The organism is Haloprofundus halobius, from assembly GCF_020097835.1.
Lineage (GTDB): Archaea > Halobacteriota > Halobacteria > Halobacteriales > Haloferacaceae > Haloprofundus > Haloprofundus halobius.
In genome coordinates this window covers 3,109,810-3,127,379 of record NZ_CP083666.1, presented here as the reverse complement: position 1 = coordinate 3,127,379, position 17,570 = coordinate 3,109,810, and the positions used below count along the sequence as shown (strand labels likewise).

Below are 17,570 nucleotides of genomic sequence, written 5' to 3'. Positions count from 1 at the left end.
GCGTCGACCGCCCCCGCCGCCGGGCGCCGTCGCTCACGTCTCGGCGGCCTCGATGTCGCGGCAGCAGTCGACCAACTGCCCGAGCATGGGCGGAAGCGTCCGACAGCGGATCATCTCGCTACGCCGATCGTACTCGATTGCGCCGATGTCGGCGAGTTTCGGGAGTTGGACGTGTACGAGGTCTATCTGGACCTGCTGGAGGACGTCGGGGCTGATGTCGTCTATCGACGCCCCCTCGGACACCGACGCCACTTTCGGGGCCAGCGTCCCGACATCGGTCAACTCCACCGTTTCGAGGTGATACAGCAGATCCCGCCTGCGGCGGTCGGCGAGCAACGAGAGCAGCGCATCGAGTCGGCGACGTGTTCCCTCGTCCGCGGTCGGCGGAGCGGCCCAGTCGTCCGGCAGTTCGTCGTCGGTCATGTCAACACGTAGATGCTCGACGACAATAAAGTGGCCGACAGCGGTGGTTTCGACAACTGCGGCCACCGTTTTTGGGCGAAGTAATCGAAGGATACACAACCGCTTAGAGCGTTAGAAATCCTATGACTAGCGACTGCCCGGCAGAGCGTTGGCCGGTCGGGATCGACGGCCGGCGACTGACGGGAGGTATCTACGATTCGGCCGTCGACTGCGCGACCGTCGCGTTCGTCAGCGCCGCGGCCGAGGCGTTAGACACCGACACGTCCGCACTATCCCCGCTGAACGACCGAATCGATCCCGACTGCGTCGAGCGCCTCCTCGCCGACGTTCCGACGGACCCGCCGACGGGGATCCGGGTAGCGGTGGAGGTGTCGTATCGGGATATCTCCGTGTTGCTTCGCGACGACGGGCGCGTCGAGACGTATTCGAACCGGCGAGAATCGGACGAACCGAAACCCTCGCTCGTCGTCGAACACGACTGGACGGGCGCCACTCCCCTGTTCTGGTCGATCGGCGAGACGATCGCGGAAGCCGCCGACGAGCGTCCGACCGACGTCGCCGCGCGACTGGCCGAACGGATCGACGCGAATGCCGCCGACTGTCTTCTCCGCCCCCTGTTCGACCGCTCCGAGCGCGCCGGGGGGCGACTTCTCCTCTCGGTCGACGGCCACGAGGTCGTCGTCGCACCCGACGGTTCCATCACCGTCGGACCCTCGCTCGCAGCGCTCAAGCGAACGGGCGCGGCCGTGCTCGTAGTCGGGGCGGTTCCGGAGTCGGGGTTCGACCGCGCGTCCGCGACGCTGCTCGGCGGCCCCGACGGGAGTCGTTCCCCCGTGTTCGTCCTCCACGGCCGAAACCCCGAAACCGCCAGTCGGCGGCTCTCGATGGCCGGTATATCGCCGACCGCGGCGACGGTTCTCGACTACCGCGCGGAGGCGAGGGGAGCCTCGGTCGCGGCTACCGAGGCCGCCCGGCCCGCCGACCGACAGCCGACGATCGTTCCGGTCGAAGGCGGAAGTCGGGGCCTTCGCGCGGCCGTTCGACGGGCGGTTTCGGACACCGGACCCGTCCGGCCCGGTGAGTTCCGGGTTGGCGTCGACTCCCTCAGTTCGATGATCGAGGCGAACGGCCTCGAGACGACGCGCGACGAGATAGACACGCTGTGCCGGCTCGTCCGCGAACGGCGGGGGATCGGCAACTTCCTGCTCCCTGCGGACGCCGACAGCGAGGCGGTCGAGACGCTCGCACCGCTGTTCGACGCGATCGTGGAACTGCGGGCGGGCGACGTCGGCGTGGAGCAGCGGTGGCGACTGACCGCGACCGGTCACGAGACGTCGTGGTTCCCGCTCGGATGACGGTCGGGTTTCTAGCCAACGAGGAGGGGCCGGGAATCACCGTCGTCGACCGCATCGAAGGTCGTCGGTTTCCGCTGTCGACCCCCCGGGCCGTCGGCCTCGAGAGCGGCGCTGTCGACCGATTCAGGGAGCCGGTCGACGCCGCCGTCTCCTGTCGGATCGAGGAGCTGCAACTGCCGTACGTCGTCGGCGTCTACGTCCACGACGTGAACGGAGAGATGGTCGCCGAATGCCTCGACTTCACCCGTCGAGAGCTCCCCGCCGGCGAGTACGAACTCGAGATCGCCGCGCCGATCAAAATTTTCCTTCGGGTTTCGGGAGCGGTGACGGTGACCTCCTCGAGCACCGAGATGCGGATCGCGTTCGAGGGCGACGCGCCGATAGTGGTCGGCGCCCGCTCCTACCACGAGCGTCCGGCGGCGACCGTCACCACGACGGCCGTCCCCGAGGATCTGATGGCGGCCGTCTCGACGTTCGGGTCGGCGCTCAAAACGACGAGCCCGGAGCGGTCGTTCCCCTCGCTCCGCGGACACCCGCCCGCGATCGAACTGGGCGACGCGCTCGACGTCCCGGACGCGGTGACACCGCCCGAAACCGGCCTGCGAATCGAGGTCCCCCGCAACCGGGCGGCCGTCTACGCCGTCGCGACGTTGGCCCACTATCTCGGCGCTCGCGTGACGCCGGGTTCGGAGGCTCGCCTCCTCGCCGACGACGAGGTCGTCCGGACCCTGGACGGGCCGGAGGGGCTCGAAGGCGCCGTGACCGACGTGCTTCGACAGGTGTTCCTGCTCGACTGCGTCGTCCGGACGGAGGGACGCTACAAGTTCGAGCTCCACGAGCGACGGCTACTCGACAAGCGGGCGGATATCCCCCACCGCGAGCTCTACGACACCCCGATATCCGAGCGCGTCAGGAGATATCTCGACGTTCCCGCCAAGACGGTTCTGGAGCTGGTGCCGACGTGGTATCTCTCGACCCATCTCGCCCCGTCGCCGGAGTCGGCTGAACTGCTTTCGTACGCGGCGAACGCGCTCTCGATCATCGGCATCGAACGACCGGGAGCCGCCACCGCCCGGCCGAGTCCGCCGCCGGGGTACGAGGAGTTGGTCGGGAGCACCGACTCCGCGGCGACGTCAGGCGGGTCGCCCGAAGCGCCGCGGTACGTCCGGGTTTCGGAAACCGACGCGCTCGAGCGCGCGTGGGTCGGCGACGGGCGGGCGGTGAACGCCAACGACCTGCGTCTGACGGGCGTCCGCAACAGGTTGGCGCACGAGTCGACGGGCGGCCCGATCGACATCGCGATCGTCTGTAACGACCAACGGATGCTCGCCGAGGTCGAAGACGGCGAGCTGTACGGCGACCGCGAGGAGCTCCCGTTCGAGGTGGCCGTCTACCGGGACCTCTCGCGCGACGAGCTCCGGGAGCTGCTCGCGACGGACCTCAACTTCCTCCACTACATCGGACACGTGGAGCGGGCCGGGTTCGCCTGTCGGGACGGAGCGCTCGACGCGGCCGAACTGGACGCGGTGGGCGTCGACACGTTCCTGCTGAACGGCTGCCGGTCGTACGACCAGGGGACGACCCTGGTCGACAAGGGGAGCGTGGGCGGTATCGTGACGCACGGTGCCGTGAACGACCCGAGCGCGACCGCGGTCGGGCGACTCGTCGCGGGCGTTCTCAACGCGGGGTACTCGCTCCGTTCGGCGCTCGCCATCGCCGGGCGTCGCCGCCCGGTCGAGGGCCGCTACACCGTCGTCGGTGACGGAGCCGTACAGATCGCGCAGTCGGAGAACGGAACGCCGAACCTGCTCACGATACGTCGAGAACCCGAGGACGAGGAGTACGAGGTCCAGATAACGACGTATCCGGCGCTCGGGCCGGCGATCGGAGCCTGTTACACCCCGCACGCACCGAGCGTCAGCCGGTACTTCCTCGTGGGCGGCGACCTGCCGCCGCTGCGACTCTCGCTACCGGAGGTGGTCAACTTGCTCGCGCTCGAACGGGTGCCGGTGGTCGTCGACGGGACGTTCCGGTGGTCGACGGACGTCTCTCCGGACGAACTCCCGTAGCGGCCTACCCGACCGTCGTGCCGTTACCGGCAGCTACGGCACCGGCGGCCACGGCACCGGCTTGCGACAACAGCAGGCAGATCATGAACAGCGCGCCGCTCATTCGGGGGTGGTCGGCCAGGAATTCGGCGACTGGATTGTGCTCGGACATTGCGTGTGACTGTCTCGCATCGATTACTATCAGCTTTCTGGTTAAATGTAGGAAACTAGTAATACACGAATTGTGATGATTGGTTGAGAGGTCGGTGCGTTCGCGAAGCGTGCGACTCTGCGGAAGGGAACACGCGGAAGGGGACGCGGCTATCGGGCTATCGAAAGCGATTACCGGCCACCCGAAGGCGGCTATCGGGCCCAGTCGGACCACTCACGCCGCTTCGCCGCCGCTGTCGCGACGTCGTCGCCGGTGAGGACGCCCATCTCCGTGACGACGCCCGAGACGAGGTCGGCGGGCGTCCGGTCGAACAGCGGGTTCTCGACGTCGACAGGTTCGTCGCCGTCGTAGAGCTCCGACCCGGGCCGCGACTCCGCCACGAACTCGTCGCGGGGACTCACTTTGTCCGCGGCGGCGACGACGTACAGCGGGAACTCCTCGCGCTCGGCGACGAGCGCCAGCGTTCTCGTTCCGACTTTGTTGGCGACGCTCCCGTCGGGAAACACCGTGTCGGCACCGACAACGGCGGCGGCGACCTCGCGTTCGGCGACGACGTGCGCGAGCGCCGCGTCGGTCGTGAGCGTCACGTCCAGTCCGTCCGCGGCGAACGCCTCGGCGGCGGCGACGCCCTCGCCGCCGGGTCGCGACTCGGCGACGAGCAGCGGACGGTCGGCATCGGAGAGCGCGGCCGTCGCCGTCCCCGACCGCGAGAGCGTCGCTATCGACCCCTCGTTGAGCGTCGAGAGGAGTTCCGTCGCGCGCGACGCCGCCGCCTCGTCCGCGTCGAGCGCGTCTCGAATGACGGTCTCCGTCGCGTCGCGGACGCTCTCGGGCTTCGAATCCGCCTCGAACATCGCCCGGTTGACGCGGTTCTCGACGGCGGCCATCCCCGGGCGGGCGTCGCGGAGTTCGCGGGCGACGGCGGCGATGCGGTCCCACTTACGGCGCTCGTCGTCGCCGGGGTCGAAAGCGACCGTCGCCGCCTCGTCGCGCAGCACCTCCAGCGCCCGAACCGAGAGGTACGCTGCGCCGTGAGTCTCGTCGTCGCGGACGCCGTCGACGGTGGGTGCGATACGGCGGTACGTCTCCCACAGGTTCGGAACCGTCGGCCGGTCGAGCATCGCGGGTGGCTGCACCCACTCCCAGTCGGCGAGTTCCTCGTTGGGCGTCACCTCGCGCGAGTCGGTCTCGAACAGGAAGGGATGGACGGTCCACTCGCGGTCGTTCTCGTCGTCGACGACGTCGAGCGGGTCGCCCGCGCGGACGAGCGTCGCGTCGCCGGTGTCGACGCCGGTCTCTTCGCGGAGTTCCCGTCGGGCGTCGACGAGCGCGTCCTCGGGCGCGCCTTCGACGTATCCCGAGACACCGCCCCACAGCCCCGAGTACGTACCGACGGCGTCGCTGCGGCGGATCAGCAGGACTTCCGCCCCTTCGCGGAGAAACACGGTGACGACGTGGGTCATACGGTTCCTTTGGCTAACCGGCACAACGTCTTTTGGGGTCGGCGCCCGTTTCGTATCCATGCAGGTCGCGATACTCGGCGACACGCATATGCCCTCCCAGAAGGAGGAACTGCCGCAATGGGTCCAAGACTGTCTCGTCGAGGCCGACTACGCCCTCCACACGGGTGACTTCGACTCCCCGGAGTCGTACGACACCGTCCTCGCGCTGACCGACGGGATGGTGACCGCCGTCGCGGGCGAGACCGATCCGCCGGAACTCGACCTCCCCGAGGTCGACACCGCGGAGTTGGAGGACATCACGTTCGTCGTCACACACGGCGACGCGGTCGGGAGCACCAGCACCGACACCGAGGACTCCAAAGCGGCGGTGGCCGACGCGGTGCGAAAACACGGCGGCGACGACGCCGTCGGCGTCGTCGGCCACACGCACGAACCGATGGACGAAACGGTCGACGGGGTCCGCCTCCTGAACCCCGGCAGCGCGACGGGTGCAGACCCCGCGTCGCGTCCGACGATGTTCGTCGTCGAAGTCGAAGACGGCGAGTACGACGCGACGTACCTCCCCGACGAGGGGTGTGCGTTCGACTGACCGTTGGAAGCAACCGCTTCGAGAGGTGAGAGCGACCGCTTCGAGCCACCGTCGGGAGAGAGACGGTCGACTAGCCGACAGCGCGGCGTTTTTCACGCCGCTCTGTGAGGTGCCGCTATGGAACTGTTCGCCGTTGCCGACATCCCGGAAGTTCGCCCGGGAGACGACCTCGCGGCGCTGATTCGCGAGCGCGTCGACCTCGATGCCGACGACGTCGTCTGCGTCGCCAGCACCGTCGTCTCGAAGGCGGAGGGTCGCCTCGCCGACCTCTCCGAGTTCCCGGCGGGACCACGTGCGAAGGAGATCGCCGCGCGCCTCGAAGCGATTTCGGGCGACGAGAAAGACCCCAGATTCGCACAGGCCGTGTTAGAGGAGAGCACTGAAATCATCATGGATGCGCCGTTTCTCCTCACGGAATCACGGTTCGGCCACGTCGGCGTCAACGCGGGCATCGACCGCTCGAACGTCGCCGGTTCGGACCTTCTTCTCCTGCCGAAGCGTCCCTCCGAGAGCGCCGCGCGCATCCGCGAAGGGCTGCCTGCCGAGCGCGTCGTCGTCACCGACACCTGCGGTCGGCCGTTCCGCCACGGACAGCAGGGCGTCGCCATCGGCTGGGCCGGGATGCACGCCGCCCGCGACTGGCGCGGCGAACCGGACCGTGACGGGCGCGAACTCGGCGTGACGGTACAGAACGTCGTCGACGAACTCGCGTCGGCGGCGAACCTCGTCGCGGGCGAGGGCGACGGCGGCACGCCCGTCGTCGTCGTCCGCGGCTTCGAGTTCGGCGACCACGAGGGATCGGACGCGCACTTCCGCGACGTGGAGAGCGACTTCGTCCGACAGGCGCTCAGAGAGTGGGAGTTCGAGTCGAACTGAGGGGGTAGAACGGTCGGCCGTCGGCGCGTCTCAGTTCTCTTCGAGCGCGCGCTCGATGCGGTCGAAGCCGGTTTCGAGGCGGTCGAGGCCGTTGGCGAAACTGAGTCGAAGTTTGCCCGCGCCCGCGTCGCCGAAGCCGTCGCCGGGTGCGAGGACGACGCCGTACTCGGTGAGGAGTTCCTTCGCGACGTCGAGACTCGACCCCTCCATCTCGATATCGAGGAAGGCATAGAACGCCCCCTGCGGCCGCGGGCAACCGAGCCCGTCGATGCCGTCGACGCGGTCGACGACGTAGTCGCGGCGGTCGCGAAACGCCTCGTGCATCTCCTCGAAGGGTTCCTGCGGCCCGGTGAGCGCCGCGAGCGCGGCGTGCTGGGCGACGCTCGACGCGCAGGAGGTGGTGCTCTCGTGGATCTTGTTGACTTCGTCGATAATCTCGCTCGGACCGCAGAGCCAGCCGACGCGCCACCCGGTCATCGCGTACGTCTTCGAACAGGAGTTCACGGTTAGCACGTGAGTAGGGTGCCCAGTAAGCGCCGCGATGCCCGTCAGGTCGCGGTCGTACGAGAGGCCGGCGTACACTTCGTCGGCGATGACGTAGGCGTCGTACTCGGCAGCCGCGGCGACGACCTCGCGAACGGCGTCCGCGTCGTAGATTCGACCGGTCGGGTTCGATGGTGAGCAGAGCACTATCGCGGCGGTGTTCTCGTTCAGCGCGTCGCGGACGCGGTCGACGTCGAGCGGGTAGCCCTCGTCGGCGGGCATCGGCACCTCGACGGGGACGCCGTCGGCGAGTCGGGCCTGCGCCCAGTAGTTCGGCCAGCCGGGCGAGGGGATGAGCAGTTCCTCGCCGGGGCCGACGGTGGAGAGCACGGCGAGCAACAGCGCCTCCATCCCGCCGTTGGTGACGACGACCTCGTCGGCGGCGACCTCCACGTCGAATCGGTCGGCCATCGTCTCGGTGATGGCCTCGCGAACCACCGGAAGTCCGGCGTTGGAGGTGTAGTGCGTCTCACCCGCGCGGGCGGCTTCGGCGGCGGCGTCGACGACGTGCTCGGGCGTGTCGAAGTCGGGTTCGCCCACTTCGAGGCGGACGAGGTCGCGGTCGGTCGCCTCCGCGAGGTCGAACATCACGCGGATACTGGAGCGGTCGACCGCTCGAACTCGGTCGGTGGGTCCTGCCATGGTCGCCAGAGCGACCAGCGCGGCAAAAACGTTCGCGTGGCGGCGCTTCGCGCGAGATGGTAACTGCAATAAACTACGCAGATACGCCTGACTCTGAGGGACTAATACGGACCGAATTTCCGGACAGAGAGTAGTTCACGGAGGCCTTCTGTATCGAAGTCAGCGTCGGAAACGAGGAGTTCCTTCCCTTCAGATCGAGCTGTAGCCGCGATCAGGAGGTCGCGTGGCGACAGCGGGTTGCCGGATTCGAGAAGGCGGTTCTGCATCCGGGCAGCTTCGAACGCGACTTCCTCGGAGAAGTCGAGAGCGGTGACTCGCCCGAAGTTCTCACGCGCTCCGATGAGATCTGTCTCACCGGCTGAGAACACCTCACCGGCGAGAACTTCGTAAATACAGATGCTGGAGGTGACCAAGACCGGTTGTTCGTCGACGAACTCGACAACGTCCTCGACACCATCGAGGTAATCGATGATAACCGACGAATCGAGAAACGTCACTACTCGTAGCTCTCTCGGGAACGCTTGATCGCCTCGCGCGCCTTTTCGGCTTTGTCAGTTCCGTTCCACGCGCCAGCCTTCATCTCCGATCCCTCGTTCGCCAGTCGGTCGAGGAACTCGTCCCAACTCTCGTCTTCACGCTTCAATCGGGCCAGTTTCTCTTTCGTCTCGTCAGAGACGCGGATCGATGTGCTCACATGCATACGTTGTGTATGCAGCCAGAAGTAGTTTGAGGGAACCGTTATCGCTGGATTGAGACAGCGAATTCCGGTTCAAGACTGGTGAATACACCCTCTGTATTCAGTACGTGACTGCTATCACCGTTTAAGGATTTCAACAGAGCCAAAGCGCAGACAGAGGCAGGTCGTGACGGGACGCCGGTCTTTTTATTTACGCGCTCCCTGGGCGCACACGAATGACGACACCCCGCGCGTCGCCGCTGTCGACGAACGAGACGAGGAGGGACGAGATGCTCGGTATCGAACTGACGCCCGAACACCCGATATCGGAGCTCGTCGATCTCGGCGTCGCCGCCGAGGAGACCGGCTTCGACTCGGTGTTCGTCTCCGCGCACTACAACAACCGCGACGCGTTCGCCGTCCTCTCGCAACTGGCCGCGGCGACCGAGACGGTTCGGCTGGGGCCGGGCGTCGCCAACCCCTTCGAAATCCACCCGGTGACGCTCGCCTCGAAGGTGGCGACGCTCGCCGAAGCGAGCGACGGCCGCGCCACGTTCGGTATCGGCCCGGGCGACCCCTCGACGCTACGCAATCTCGGCCTCGGAGACGAGCGCGGACTCCGGCCCGTGCTGGAGGCGTTCAAAGTCGCACAGAAGCTCTGGAACGGCGAGCGCGTCGACCACGAGGGGACGTTCGAGGCACACGACGCCGGCTTGAACTACGACCCGCCGGGCGAGATTCCGGTGTACGTCGGCGGCGAGGGGCCGCACATGTGCCGGATGGCCGCCACGCACGCCGACGGCCTGCTGTTCAACGGGTCGCACCCCGACGACCTCGCGTGGGCGCGCGAGCAGGTGAAGGACGGTCTCGCCGACCGACCAGACGAGCGCGGCGAGTTCGACCTCGCGGCCTACGCCTCCGTGAGCGTCGCGAAGGGGAGAGAGTCGGCGCGCGAGGCCGCGCGACCGCCGGTGGCGTTCATCGCCGCGGGGGCGGCCCCGCCGGTGCTGGAGCGACACGGTATCGACCGGGAGCGCGCGGCGGAGATCGGCGAGAAGATAAGTGCGGGCGAGTTTTCGGAGGCCTTCGACCTCGTGACGCCCGCGATGGTGGACGCGTTCTGCATGGCCGGAACCGTTGGCGAGGTGACGACGCGGATGGAGAAGGTGCTTCGGCACGCCGACAGCGTCGTCGTCGGTTCGCCGCTCGGTCCCGACCTCGAATCGGCTATCAGTCTCGCCGGACGCGCGTACGACCGGGCGACGAGACGTTGACGCCGAACTCCCGGATGAGCGCGCCGACCGCGAGATAGCCGACGACGATCACCGAGAGGACGATGAGCGCGCTCCCTGTGAGTATCGAAACCGCGCGGAAGACGGTCGCGAGGACGTCGCTGCCGGACAGTAGCACGTCGAAGACGAACATGCCGACGAGTTCGAACGTACCCAGAATCAGGTCGGTGACAAACTCGAGTATCGTAACCATGCACCGGGGTTGGGACCGCCGGTATATGGCTGTTGGTGGTTAGCGGTCGTCGCTTCGCCCGGTTCGGTCACGCGACCGTTCGAGTTCGCCCGCCAACTCGCGGAGTCGTGCGACGCGTTCTGTCGTTGCCGGATGTGTCTCGACGGCGAGCGAGAACTCCTCGGCGTCGTCGGCACCGCCCGTCGCGAAACCGTGCGGGAGGAAACAGAGGACGCGGACCCCCGCCGAGCGCCGCAGGTCCCGGTCGGGAGCGTCCGACACCGCCGCGTCGAGTCGGCGAATCGCCGCCGCCACCGCCGCCGGGTTGCCGGTCAGTAGTGCGGCGGCGCGGTCGGCGGCGAACTCGCGCGACCGCGAGAGCCGCCCCGAGAGCGAGGCGACCGGCGCGGTGAGCGCGCCGAGGACGATGCCGCCGAACAGCAGCGAGAACAGGACGACGAGCGCGAGCCCCGACAGGGAATCGAGACCGCCACCGACGCCCGCCGCCGAGAGACCGAAGAGGACGACGGCGACGACCCCCAACACCGCCACCGCCGCGCCGCGACTCCGGCCGCGCGGCGTCAGCGCCTCCAGCGGCGAGAACTCGCCGCTGGTCACCGCCGGGAGAAACGTCGCGAGCGTCATCACCGTCGCGTCGCGGTTCTTCACGTGCGCGAGTTCGTGCGCTATCACGGCGTCGAGTTCCTCGTCCGAGAGCGATCCGAGGAGTCCAGTCGAGACGACGAGCACCGACTCGCGGGGACCACTGACAGTGAAACTATTTGGGACAGGAGTCTCGGCGACGGCCAGCGTCGGCGGCGTGAGGTCGCCCTGCGAACAGAGGCGCGTCACCCGGCCGCGCAGGTCGGTGAACTCGTCGTCGCCGACGACGCGAGCGCCGACGGCCGCGATCGTCTGTCGACGGGTGTAGCGCAGTTGGAGCCAGAGAAACAGCGCGACGACCGGCGCGGCGGCGACCGCGGCGCGAACGAACGCCGGCACGGACTGAACGCCGAGCGCGACGGCGACGGTCGCCCCCAGCGGTGCCAGCCACGGCGCGAGCAGGAGGCCGACGACGGCGACGAACGCCGTGTCGAGCGCGACGACGAGCGCCAGCGTGGTGAGGATGCGACGCGAAAGCGCCGCGTCCCGGGTCGCGAGCGGCGTACTCGCGGTCATCGCGGCCCTCCGTTCGGGGCCGAGTGCGGGGAGTCGTCGTTGGAGAGGCGGGGATGGAGGGGAGGGGAATTCACGGCGGTCCGCATATAGGAAAACATATTATCAGACAGATAAGTAACTAGTGGTAACAGTGGCATACGACCTCCGCCGCGCAGCCCTCCTCTCTCTGTGCGCGCTCGCGGTCGTCGTCGCCGCCTCGTTGTTCCCCGCGACCGGTTTCGGAAGCTACCCCGCGGGCGTCGGAGGCGGCGGCGACGACCCGGCGACGGGACCGGACGCTGGCGCGACAAACGCGACGACCGAGACGACGCCGAGTGAGAGCGACGGGACCGACGGGTCGGTGGCGACGACCACAGCACCGAGCGACGGCGACGAAACCGACGAGTCGGAGTCGGCGGGCGACGACGGTGGAACCGACGGAACGACCACGACGACAGAAACGGCGACGCCGACATCGACCGAGACGGCGGCACCGTCGAACGCGAACGAGACCGTCGGCGGCGGTCTCCTCCTGTTTCTGTTCGCCGCGCTAGCGGCGTTCGGCGTCCTCTTCGTCGGCGTCGTCGGGGGACGCCAGCGAGGCGTCGGCAGCGACGTGGATGCCGACGTCCCGCTCCCACAGCTACGGGCCGCGCTCCAGCGTATCCCCCAGCTGACGACCGCGTTCGTCGTCGGCCTCAGCGAGTCGGGACCGACGTTCCTCGACCGCCTCGGTCGCGTGACCGCCGAGTTCCTCGGCGGTCTCGGCGACGCGCTCACCGAGGTGACGCGGGCGATGGGGACCGTCGTCGTGGCGCTCCCGCGGGCGTTCGGCGGCGGGCTGCTCGCGCTCTCGGGCGGGTTCGGGAGCGCGCTCTCGGAGCTACCGCGCGCGCTTGGCGACGTGGGAAGCGGCGTCTCGCTGCGCCGCGACCGCGACCGCAGTTCGCGACGTAATCGAGCAGCGACTGCGGCGGCGACAGAAGAAGCCGAGGAGGAACCAGCGCCCGAGATTCCGCCGACAATCGAGGAGGCGTGGGCGTCCATGGTCGACGGACTCCGCCTCCGAAACCGACGGTCGGCGACGCCCGGCGAGTACGCGCGGGCGGCCGTCGCCAGCGGCCTCCCCGTCGAGTCGGTGCGCCGGTTGACGCGCATCTTCGAGGGCGTCCGCTACGGGAGCGTCCGGCGGTCGGCGGCGCTGACCGCCGCGGCCCGCGCGGCGCTCTCGCGTATCGACGAGCACCGCGAGCGCGACGAGGAAGGCGACGAGAGCGCGGCGTGACCCGGTTCAACGGAACCGCTTAAGCGTCGCCGCCGACGAGAACCGGCATGGGAGACGACCGCTCGCTGGACGAGTTCTTCGGAGAGTCGGGGTCGGAGAGCGCTGGCGACGCAGCGGAAGACGTCCGCGACGGCAGCGCTCGCGGGAGTGAATCCGCGAGCGAGGCGGCGGCGGTCGACGCCGACGTGAAGGAGTCCACCGACATCGACACCGACGAAGACGACGTCGCCATCGACGCCGATGCGGACGACGCTGTGAAACCGGCGGTGGCCACGTTCCGCTGGTCGCCGAGCGGAACGACTTGCGACTCCTGCGGTGCGACAGTCGAGCGACGCTGGCACGACGAGGAGACGGATACGTTCGTCTGTATCGACTGCAAGGAGTGGTGAGGCGCTCAGGCGAGGTTGCGGTGCTCGCGCTCGAAGCCGCGAACCAGCGCCGACTCGTCGATAGAGAGCACCGTCGGACGACCGTGCGGGCAGGCGTACGGCTGGTCGCACTCGCCGAGGCGGCGCAGCAGCGCCGTCGCGTCCTCGCCGGAGAGCGTGTCGCCCGCCTTCAGCGACGGGTGACAGGCGAGGTCCTTCAGTAGTTCGTCGCGGAGTTCCTCGGGTTTCGCGCCCGCCCGGAGCGTGTCGAGCGTGTCGCGGAGCGCGTCGGCGTCGAGCACGCGCCCGAGCGGCGCGGGCACCGCGGTGAGTCGGAACGCCGACCCGCCGAAGGGGTCGAGGTCGAAGCCGAGTCTCGACAGGGTCTCGCGGTGGCTCTCCACCGCGGCCGCCTCCGGCGGCGACAGCGACAGCGTCTGCGCGGGGTCGACGTCGACCGATTCTACCGCCTCGCTGTCGAGCGCCGCCCGGAGGCGTTCGTAGTTCACGCGCTCGTGGGCAGCGTGCTGGTCGACGACGAGCAGGTCGTCGTCGGCCTCGCAGAGCAGGTAGAGCTCGCGGAACTGCCCGATGACGCTCACGTCGTCGAAGTCGGAGTCCTTCGAGACCGACGCGAGCGACGAGTCGAGGTCCATCGCGACGGCGGCGCTCCGGCGGAGGTCGGCCGTCGTGAGCGCGTCGCTCACGGCCATCTCGACGGCGTCGGCGACGGCCGACTCGTTGCGGAGGGCGACTCGTTCTTTGGCGGGGTGGACGTTCGCGTCGACCAGTTCCGGGGGAAGGGAGACGGCGACGACGGCGACGGGGAAGCGGCCGTTCGAGAGCAGGTTGCCGTAGCCGCGGACGGTCGCCTTGCGAATCACCTCGTCGCGCAGCGCCCGGTCGTTGACCGCAGTGTGGACGTGGGTGTGCTGCGCGCGGGTGATGGAGGGGTAGACGAGCAGCCCTTCGACTTCGATGGGATGCTCGCGGCCGTCGAACTCGACGGTCGTCCGGTGGTCGAACTCGGTGCTCTGGCCGGCCACGTCTCTACCGTACGCACCGAGGACGGCGTCGGTGTAGCCCGTCCCGGTCGTCTTGAACGTCTCGCGGCCGTCGTGGGTGAGCGAGAATCTTATGTACGGGTTCGCCAGCGCGTAGCGCGTCACCACGTCGCTGATGCGGCCGAACTCCGTCCGAGCCGCCGCGAGGCTCTTGCGGCGCGCCGGACGGTTGTGGAAGAGGTCGCGCACTTCGACGGTCGTCCCGACAGCGCGACCCGCCGGGTCGACGCGCTTCTCGCCGTCTTCGACGACGACGCGCGTCCCGCGCGGGCCGCCGTCGTTCGTCGTCACGTCGAGCGTCGCGACGGCGGCCATGCTCGGGAGCGCCTCGCCGCGGAAGCCGAGGGTGTCGACCGCCTCCACGCCGTCGGGGCCGTCGAGTTTGCTCGTCGTGTGGCGCTCGACGGCGAGCGCGGCGTCGTCCTCGCTCATGCCCGCGCCGTCGTCGGCGACGCGGATGCGCTCTGTGCCGTCGCCGTCGACGGTCACGTCGATGCGGGTCGCGCCCGCGTCGAGGCTGTTCTCCACCAGTTCGGTGACGACGCTGGCCGGACGCATCACCACCTCGCCGGCGGCGATTTTCGCTATCGTAGGGTTGTCTAATCGTCGTATCATCGTATCGTCGGATCTACTCGTCGAGGGTACGTTGGAGGTCGTTCAGCAGGGTCAGCGCCTCCAGCGGTGTCGTCGTCGCCACGTCGACGCCGCGGAGCGTGTCGGCCACCTCGCGGAGGCGGTCGTCTGTGCCGTCTGTCGGTTGTCGCTCGGCGGCTATGGGGGTTTCGTCGGCCCGCCCGGTGGAGTGTCCGTTCGTCGAGAACGACGCGAGCGAGGCGTCCGCGGGGCGAGCAGGAGGCGTCTCGGACTCGGTCGCCGACGCCGTGGCGTCGAGACGGGGGTCGTCTCCGGTCTGCGAGTCGGCCACGAGTCGCTCCGAGCGCTCGACGACCGAACCCGGCACGCCGGCCATCCGCGCGACTTCGACGCCGTACGACGACGAGGACGCTCCGTCGGCGACGCGGTGGAGGAACGTCACCTCGCCGCCGGCGGTCGAACCGTCCTCGGAAGCCGAAGCGTCCGCCTCCCCGCTGGCGTCGCGCTCGACGGTGAAGTGGAGGTTCTGAACGCCAGACAACTCCTCGGCGACGCTCGTGAGTTCGTGGTAGTGCGTCGCAAAGAGCGTCGTCGCACCCACCTCGTCGTGGAGGAACTCGGTCGTCGCCTGTGCGATGGCGAGGCCGTCGGTCGTGCTCGTGCCGCGGCCGACCTCGTCGAGGAGGACCAGCGAGTTCTCGGTCGCGTGGTGCAGAATCGTCGTCAGTTCGCTCATCTCGCGCATGAACGTCGACTGCCCGCCCGCGATGTCGTCGGAGGCGCCGACGCGGGTGAAGACGCGGTCGACGACTGGCAGTCGGGCGGCGTCGGCGGGGACGAAACTCCCCAGCTGCGCGAGGACGACGACGAGTGCGACCTGCCGCATGTAGGTGGATTTGCCGCTCATGTTCGGCCCGGTGACGAGCGCGATTCGCTCGTCGGTGAGGTCGGTCGGGTTCGGGACGAACGAGTCCTGTTGACGTTCGACGACCGGGTGTCTACCGCCCTCGATTCGGATGCCGTCCGCGCCGAGTTGCGGACGCGTGTAGTCGTTCTCGACGGCGACCGTCGCCAAGGCGGTCAGCACGTCGATAGTCGCCAGCGCGTCGGCGACCGACTGGATGCGCTCGCTTTCCGCGCCCACGTCGCGGCGAACCTCGCAGAACAGTTCGTATTCGAGCGCGTCGGCGCGCTCGGACGCGCCGAAGATCTCGTCCTCGCGGCGCTTCAGTTCGGGCGTGTAGAACCGCTCTGAGTTCTTCAGCGTCTGCCGCCGCGTGTAGTCGTCGGGCACCCGGTCGAGGTTCGGGTTCGTTACCTCGATGTAGTAGCCGTGGACCTGGTTGTGGCCGACGGAGAGCGAGTCGATGCCCGTTCGCTCGCGTTCTCGTTCCTCCAGTTCCGCGACCCACTGCCGCCCCTCGCGCTCGGTGGCGCGCAGGGCGTCGAGTTCGTCGTCGAATCCTTCCTCGATGACGCCGCCCTCCGTGATCTCCATCGGCGGGTCGGCGGCGATGGCTCGTCCCACGAGGTCGCGCACGTCTTCGAGTTCGTCGAGCGCGTCGCGGAGCGAGCGCAGGCGGTCGCTGTCGACGTCCGAGAGCGCCGCCTTCACGTCGGGCACCACGTCGAGCGTCGCCTTCAGCGAGCGGAGGTCGCGGGCGTTCGCCCGGCCGCGGGAGACGCGGGCGACCAGTCGTTCCACGTCGTACACGTCGTGCAGGTGGTCGTGGAGGTCCTCGCGGACCAAGGAGCGGGAGGTGAGTTCGCCCACGGCGTCGAGGCGGGCGTCGATGCGCTCGCGGTCGACGAGTGGACGGCGGAGCCACTGCCGGAGGCGACGGCGGCCGAGCGCGCAGGCGGTGTCGTCGAGGGCGTCGAACAGCGTCGGCCCCGCCGAGGCACCCTGCGACTCGAACAGTTCGAGGCTCCGCAGCGCCGTCGCGTCGAGGCGGAGGCCGTCGCGCGGGTCGTAGCGCTGGATGCGCGAGACGTAGTCGAGGGTTTCGTCGCCCTGCGTGTACTCGGCGTAGGCGAGTAGCGCGCCGACCGCGCGGAGTTCGGCTTCGTTGCCGACGACCGCCTCGGGGCGAGGGACGTACGTTTCGAGCGTGTCGCGGGCGGCATCGGGGGAGAAGGCGTCGGAATCGAACTCGGTTCGCATCGCGTCGCCGTCGAGGTCCGCGGGGTCGACGGCGGCCTCGGGGCCGACGACCACCTCCGCAGGAGCGACGCGCTGGAGTTCTTCGAGCGCGCGCTCGGGCGCGTCGGCGCTCGTAACGAGGCACTCGCCCGTAGAGACGTCGACGGCGGCGACGGCGTGGCGTGCGGCGGCTTCGGGGTCGTCGCCCCCGTCACCGTCCGCGCTCGCGACGCAGGCGACGTAGTTCGTCGACCCCGGCGCGAGCAGTTCGTCGTCGACGACCGTTCCGAGGGTGACGATCTGCGTCACGGCGCGGTCGACGAGGCCCGTGGCCTCCGACGCGTCCTCCACCTGGTCGGCGATAGCGACGCGGTAGCCCGCGTCGAGGAGGGTCTCGACGTAGGAGGCGGCGTTGTCGATGGGGATGCCCGTCATCGGGTAGGTGCCCGTCGAGTCCTCGCGCTGGGTGAGCGTCAGTTCGAGCACGCGGGCGGTCTCCTCGGCCGCCTCGCAGAACGTCTCGTAGAAGTCGCCGACCTGAAAGAGGACCAGGAACTCGTCGTACGCCGCGCAGAGGTCGTAGTACTGGCTCAGCATCGGCGTCAGGTCCTCGCGGTTCGCCCGCATCTTCGCCGGAGGTCCCGTGACCGCGGTCATACCGAGAGAGGGGAGCGCGGGCGGTAAAAGCCACACGACCACAGTCGGGT

The 17,570-nt window shown here is 68.8% G+C and carries 17 protein-coding genes; 7 read left to right on the top strand and 10 right to left on the bottom strand.

Annotation, left to right across the window (positions count from 1 at the left end; translation table 11 throughout):
• Positions 1 to 33: 33 nt before the first annotated feature.
• A complete protein-coding gene (locus tag LAQ74_RS16415; protein WP_224333636.1) occupies positions 34 to 423 on the bottom strand; it encodes a DUF7344 domain-containing protein in 390 nt (129 codons plus the stop codon).
• Between the two features lie 122 nt (positions 424 to 545).
• Here LAQ74_RS16415 and LAQ74_RS16410 point away from each other — a divergent pair, with 122 nt between their 5' ends.
• Both LAQ74_RS16410 and LAQ74_RS16405 read left to right on the top strand, forming a co-directional pair.
• Positions 546 to 1,778, top strand: a complete 1,233-nt coding sequence (locus LAQ74_RS16410) for a DUF7504 family protein (RefSeq protein ID WP_224333635.1) — start codon at positions 546 to 548, stop codon at positions 1,776 to 1,778.
• Positions 1,727 to 3,847, top strand: coding sequence for a hypothetical protein (locus tag LAQ74_RS16405; RefSeq protein WP_224333634.1), 2,121 nt, complete (start codon positions 1,727 to 1,729; stop codon positions 3,845 to 3,847). The genes LAQ74_RS16410 and LAQ74_RS16405 overlap by 52 nt, the downstream gene beginning before the upstream one ends.
• A 4-nt stretch (positions 3,848 to 3,851) precedes the next feature.
• Here LAQ74_RS16405 and LAQ74_RS16400 read toward each other — a convergent pair whose 3' ends face one another.
• Both LAQ74_RS16400 and LAQ74_RS16395 read right to left on the bottom strand, forming a co-directional pair.
• Positions 3,852 to 3,998, bottom strand: coding sequence for a DUF7503 family protein (locus tag LAQ74_RS16400; RefSeq protein ID WP_224333633.1), 147 nt, complete (start codon positions 3,996 to 3,998; stop codon positions 3,852 to 3,854).
• Positions 3,999 to 4,189: 191 nt separating this feature from the next.
• Entirely contained in the window at positions 4,190 to 5,461 is a 1,272-nt protein-coding gene (locus LAQ74_RS16395) for an eIF2B alpha/beta/delta subunit family protein (RefSeq protein WP_224333632.1), read from the bottom strand.
• A gap of 58 nt (positions 5,462 to 5,519) precedes the next feature.
• Here LAQ74_RS16395 and LAQ74_RS16390 point away from each other — a divergent pair, with 58 nt between their 5' ends.
• Positions 5,520 to 6,050 carry a metallophosphoesterase family protein gene (locus LAQ74_RS16390; RefSeq protein WP_224333631.1) on the top strand — a complete coding sequence of 177 codons (531 nt, stop codon included), beginning with the start codon at positions 5,520 to 5,522 and terminating at the stop codon, positions 6,048 to 6,050.
• A gap of 117 nt (positions 6,051 to 6,167) precedes the next feature.
• Positions 6,168 to 6,926 carry a coenzyme F420-0:L-glutamate ligase gene (locus tag LAQ74_RS16385; RefSeq protein ID WP_224333630.1) on the top strand — a complete coding sequence of 253 codons (759 nt, stop codon included), beginning with the start codon at positions 6,168 to 6,170 and terminating at the stop codon, positions 6,924 to 6,926.
• Positions 6,927 to 6,956: 30 nt separating this feature from the next.
• Here the strand turns inward: LAQ74_RS16385 and LAQ74_RS16380 are convergent, their stop codons facing one another.
• The 3 genes from LAQ74_RS16380 to LAQ74_RS16370 all read right to left on the bottom strand — a co-directional run bounded on the left by LAQ74_RS16380 (position 6,957) and on the right by LAQ74_RS16370 (position 8,805).
• Positions 6,957 to 8,111, bottom strand: coding sequence for a pyridoxal phosphate-dependent aminotransferase (locus LAQ74_RS16380; protein ID WP_224333629.1), 1,155 nt, complete (start codon positions 8,109 to 8,111; stop codon positions 6,957 to 6,959).
• Between the two features lie 101 nt (positions 8,112 to 8,212).
• Positions 8,213 to 8,608 carry a type II toxin-antitoxin system VapC family toxin gene (locus LAQ74_RS16375; RefSeq protein WP_224333628.1) on the bottom strand — a complete coding sequence of 132 codons (396 nt, stop codon included), beginning with the start codon at positions 8,606 to 8,608 and terminating at the stop codon, positions 8,213 to 8,215.
• On the bottom strand, positions 8,608 to 8,805 hold the full coding sequence (locus LAQ74_RS16370) for a DUF7557 family protein (RefSeq protein WP_425498496.1): 198 nt from the start codon (positions 8,803 to 8,805) through the stop codon (positions 8,608 to 8,610). Before LAQ74_RS16370 ends, LAQ74_RS16375 begins: the two co-directional genes overlap by 1 nt.
• 272 nt (positions 8,806 to 9,077) lie before the next feature.
• On the opposite strand from LAQ74_RS16370, the gene LAQ74_RS16365 reads away from it, so the two are divergent.
• The gene (locus LAQ74_RS16365) at positions 9,078 to 10,061 is read left to right on the top strand and encodes a 5,10-methylenetetrahydromethanopterin reductase (protein WP_224337304.1); all 984 of its coding nucleotides are present in this window, start codon (positions 9,078 to 9,080) and stop codon (positions 10,059 to 10,061) included.
• On the opposite strand, the gene LAQ74_RS16360 is transcribed toward LAQ74_RS16365, so the two are convergent.
• The gene (locus LAQ74_RS16360; RefSeq protein ID WP_224333626.1) at positions 10,018 to 10,272 is read right to left on the bottom strand and encodes a DUF8024 family protein; all 255 of its coding nucleotides are present in this window, start codon (positions 10,270 to 10,272) and stop codon (positions 10,018 to 10,020) included. The genes LAQ74_RS16365 and LAQ74_RS16360 overlap by 44 nt on opposite strands.
• A gap of 39 nt (positions 10,273 to 10,311) precedes the next feature.
• Complete coding sequence (locus LAQ74_RS16355) at positions 10,312 to 11,430, bottom strand: M48 family metalloprotease (protein ID WP_224333625.1); 1,119 nt, start codon at positions 11,428 to 11,430, stop codon at positions 10,312 to 10,314.
• A gap of 130 nt (positions 11,431 to 11,560) precedes the next feature.
• Here LAQ74_RS16355 and LAQ74_RS16350 point away from each other — a divergent pair, with 130 nt between their 5' ends.
• Both LAQ74_RS16350 and LAQ74_RS16345 read left to right on the top strand, forming a co-directional pair.
• Positions 11,561 to 12,694: a DUF4129 domain-containing protein gene (locus tag LAQ74_RS16350; protein ID WP_224333624.1), complete on the top strand. Its 1,134-nt coding sequence runs from the start codon at positions 11,561 to 11,563 to the stop codon at positions 12,692 to 12,694.
• Positions 12,695 to 12,741: 47 nt separating this feature from the next.
• Entirely contained in the window at positions 12,742 to 13,083 is a 342-nt protein-coding gene (locus LAQ74_RS16345) for a DUF7573 domain-containing protein (RefSeq protein WP_224333623.1), read from the top strand.
• A 5-nt stretch (positions 13,084 to 13,088) separates the two neighbouring features.
• On the opposite strand, the gene mutL is transcribed toward LAQ74_RS16345, so the two are convergent.
• The gene (mutL, locus tag LAQ74_RS16340) at positions 13,089 to 14,741 is read right to left on the bottom strand and encodes a DNA mismatch repair endonuclease MutL (RefSeq protein ID WP_224333622.1); all 1,653 of its coding nucleotides are present in this window, start codon (positions 14,739 to 14,741) and stop codon (positions 13,089 to 13,091) included.
• A gap of 13 nt (positions 14,742 to 14,754) precedes the next feature.
• Positions 14,755 to 17,520, bottom strand: coding sequence for a DNA mismatch repair protein MutS (gene mutS / locus LAQ74_RS16335; protein ID WP_224333621.1), 2,766 nt, complete (start codon positions 17,518 to 17,520; stop codon positions 14,755 to 14,757).
• Positions 17,521 to 17,570: the final 50 nt, after the last annotated feature.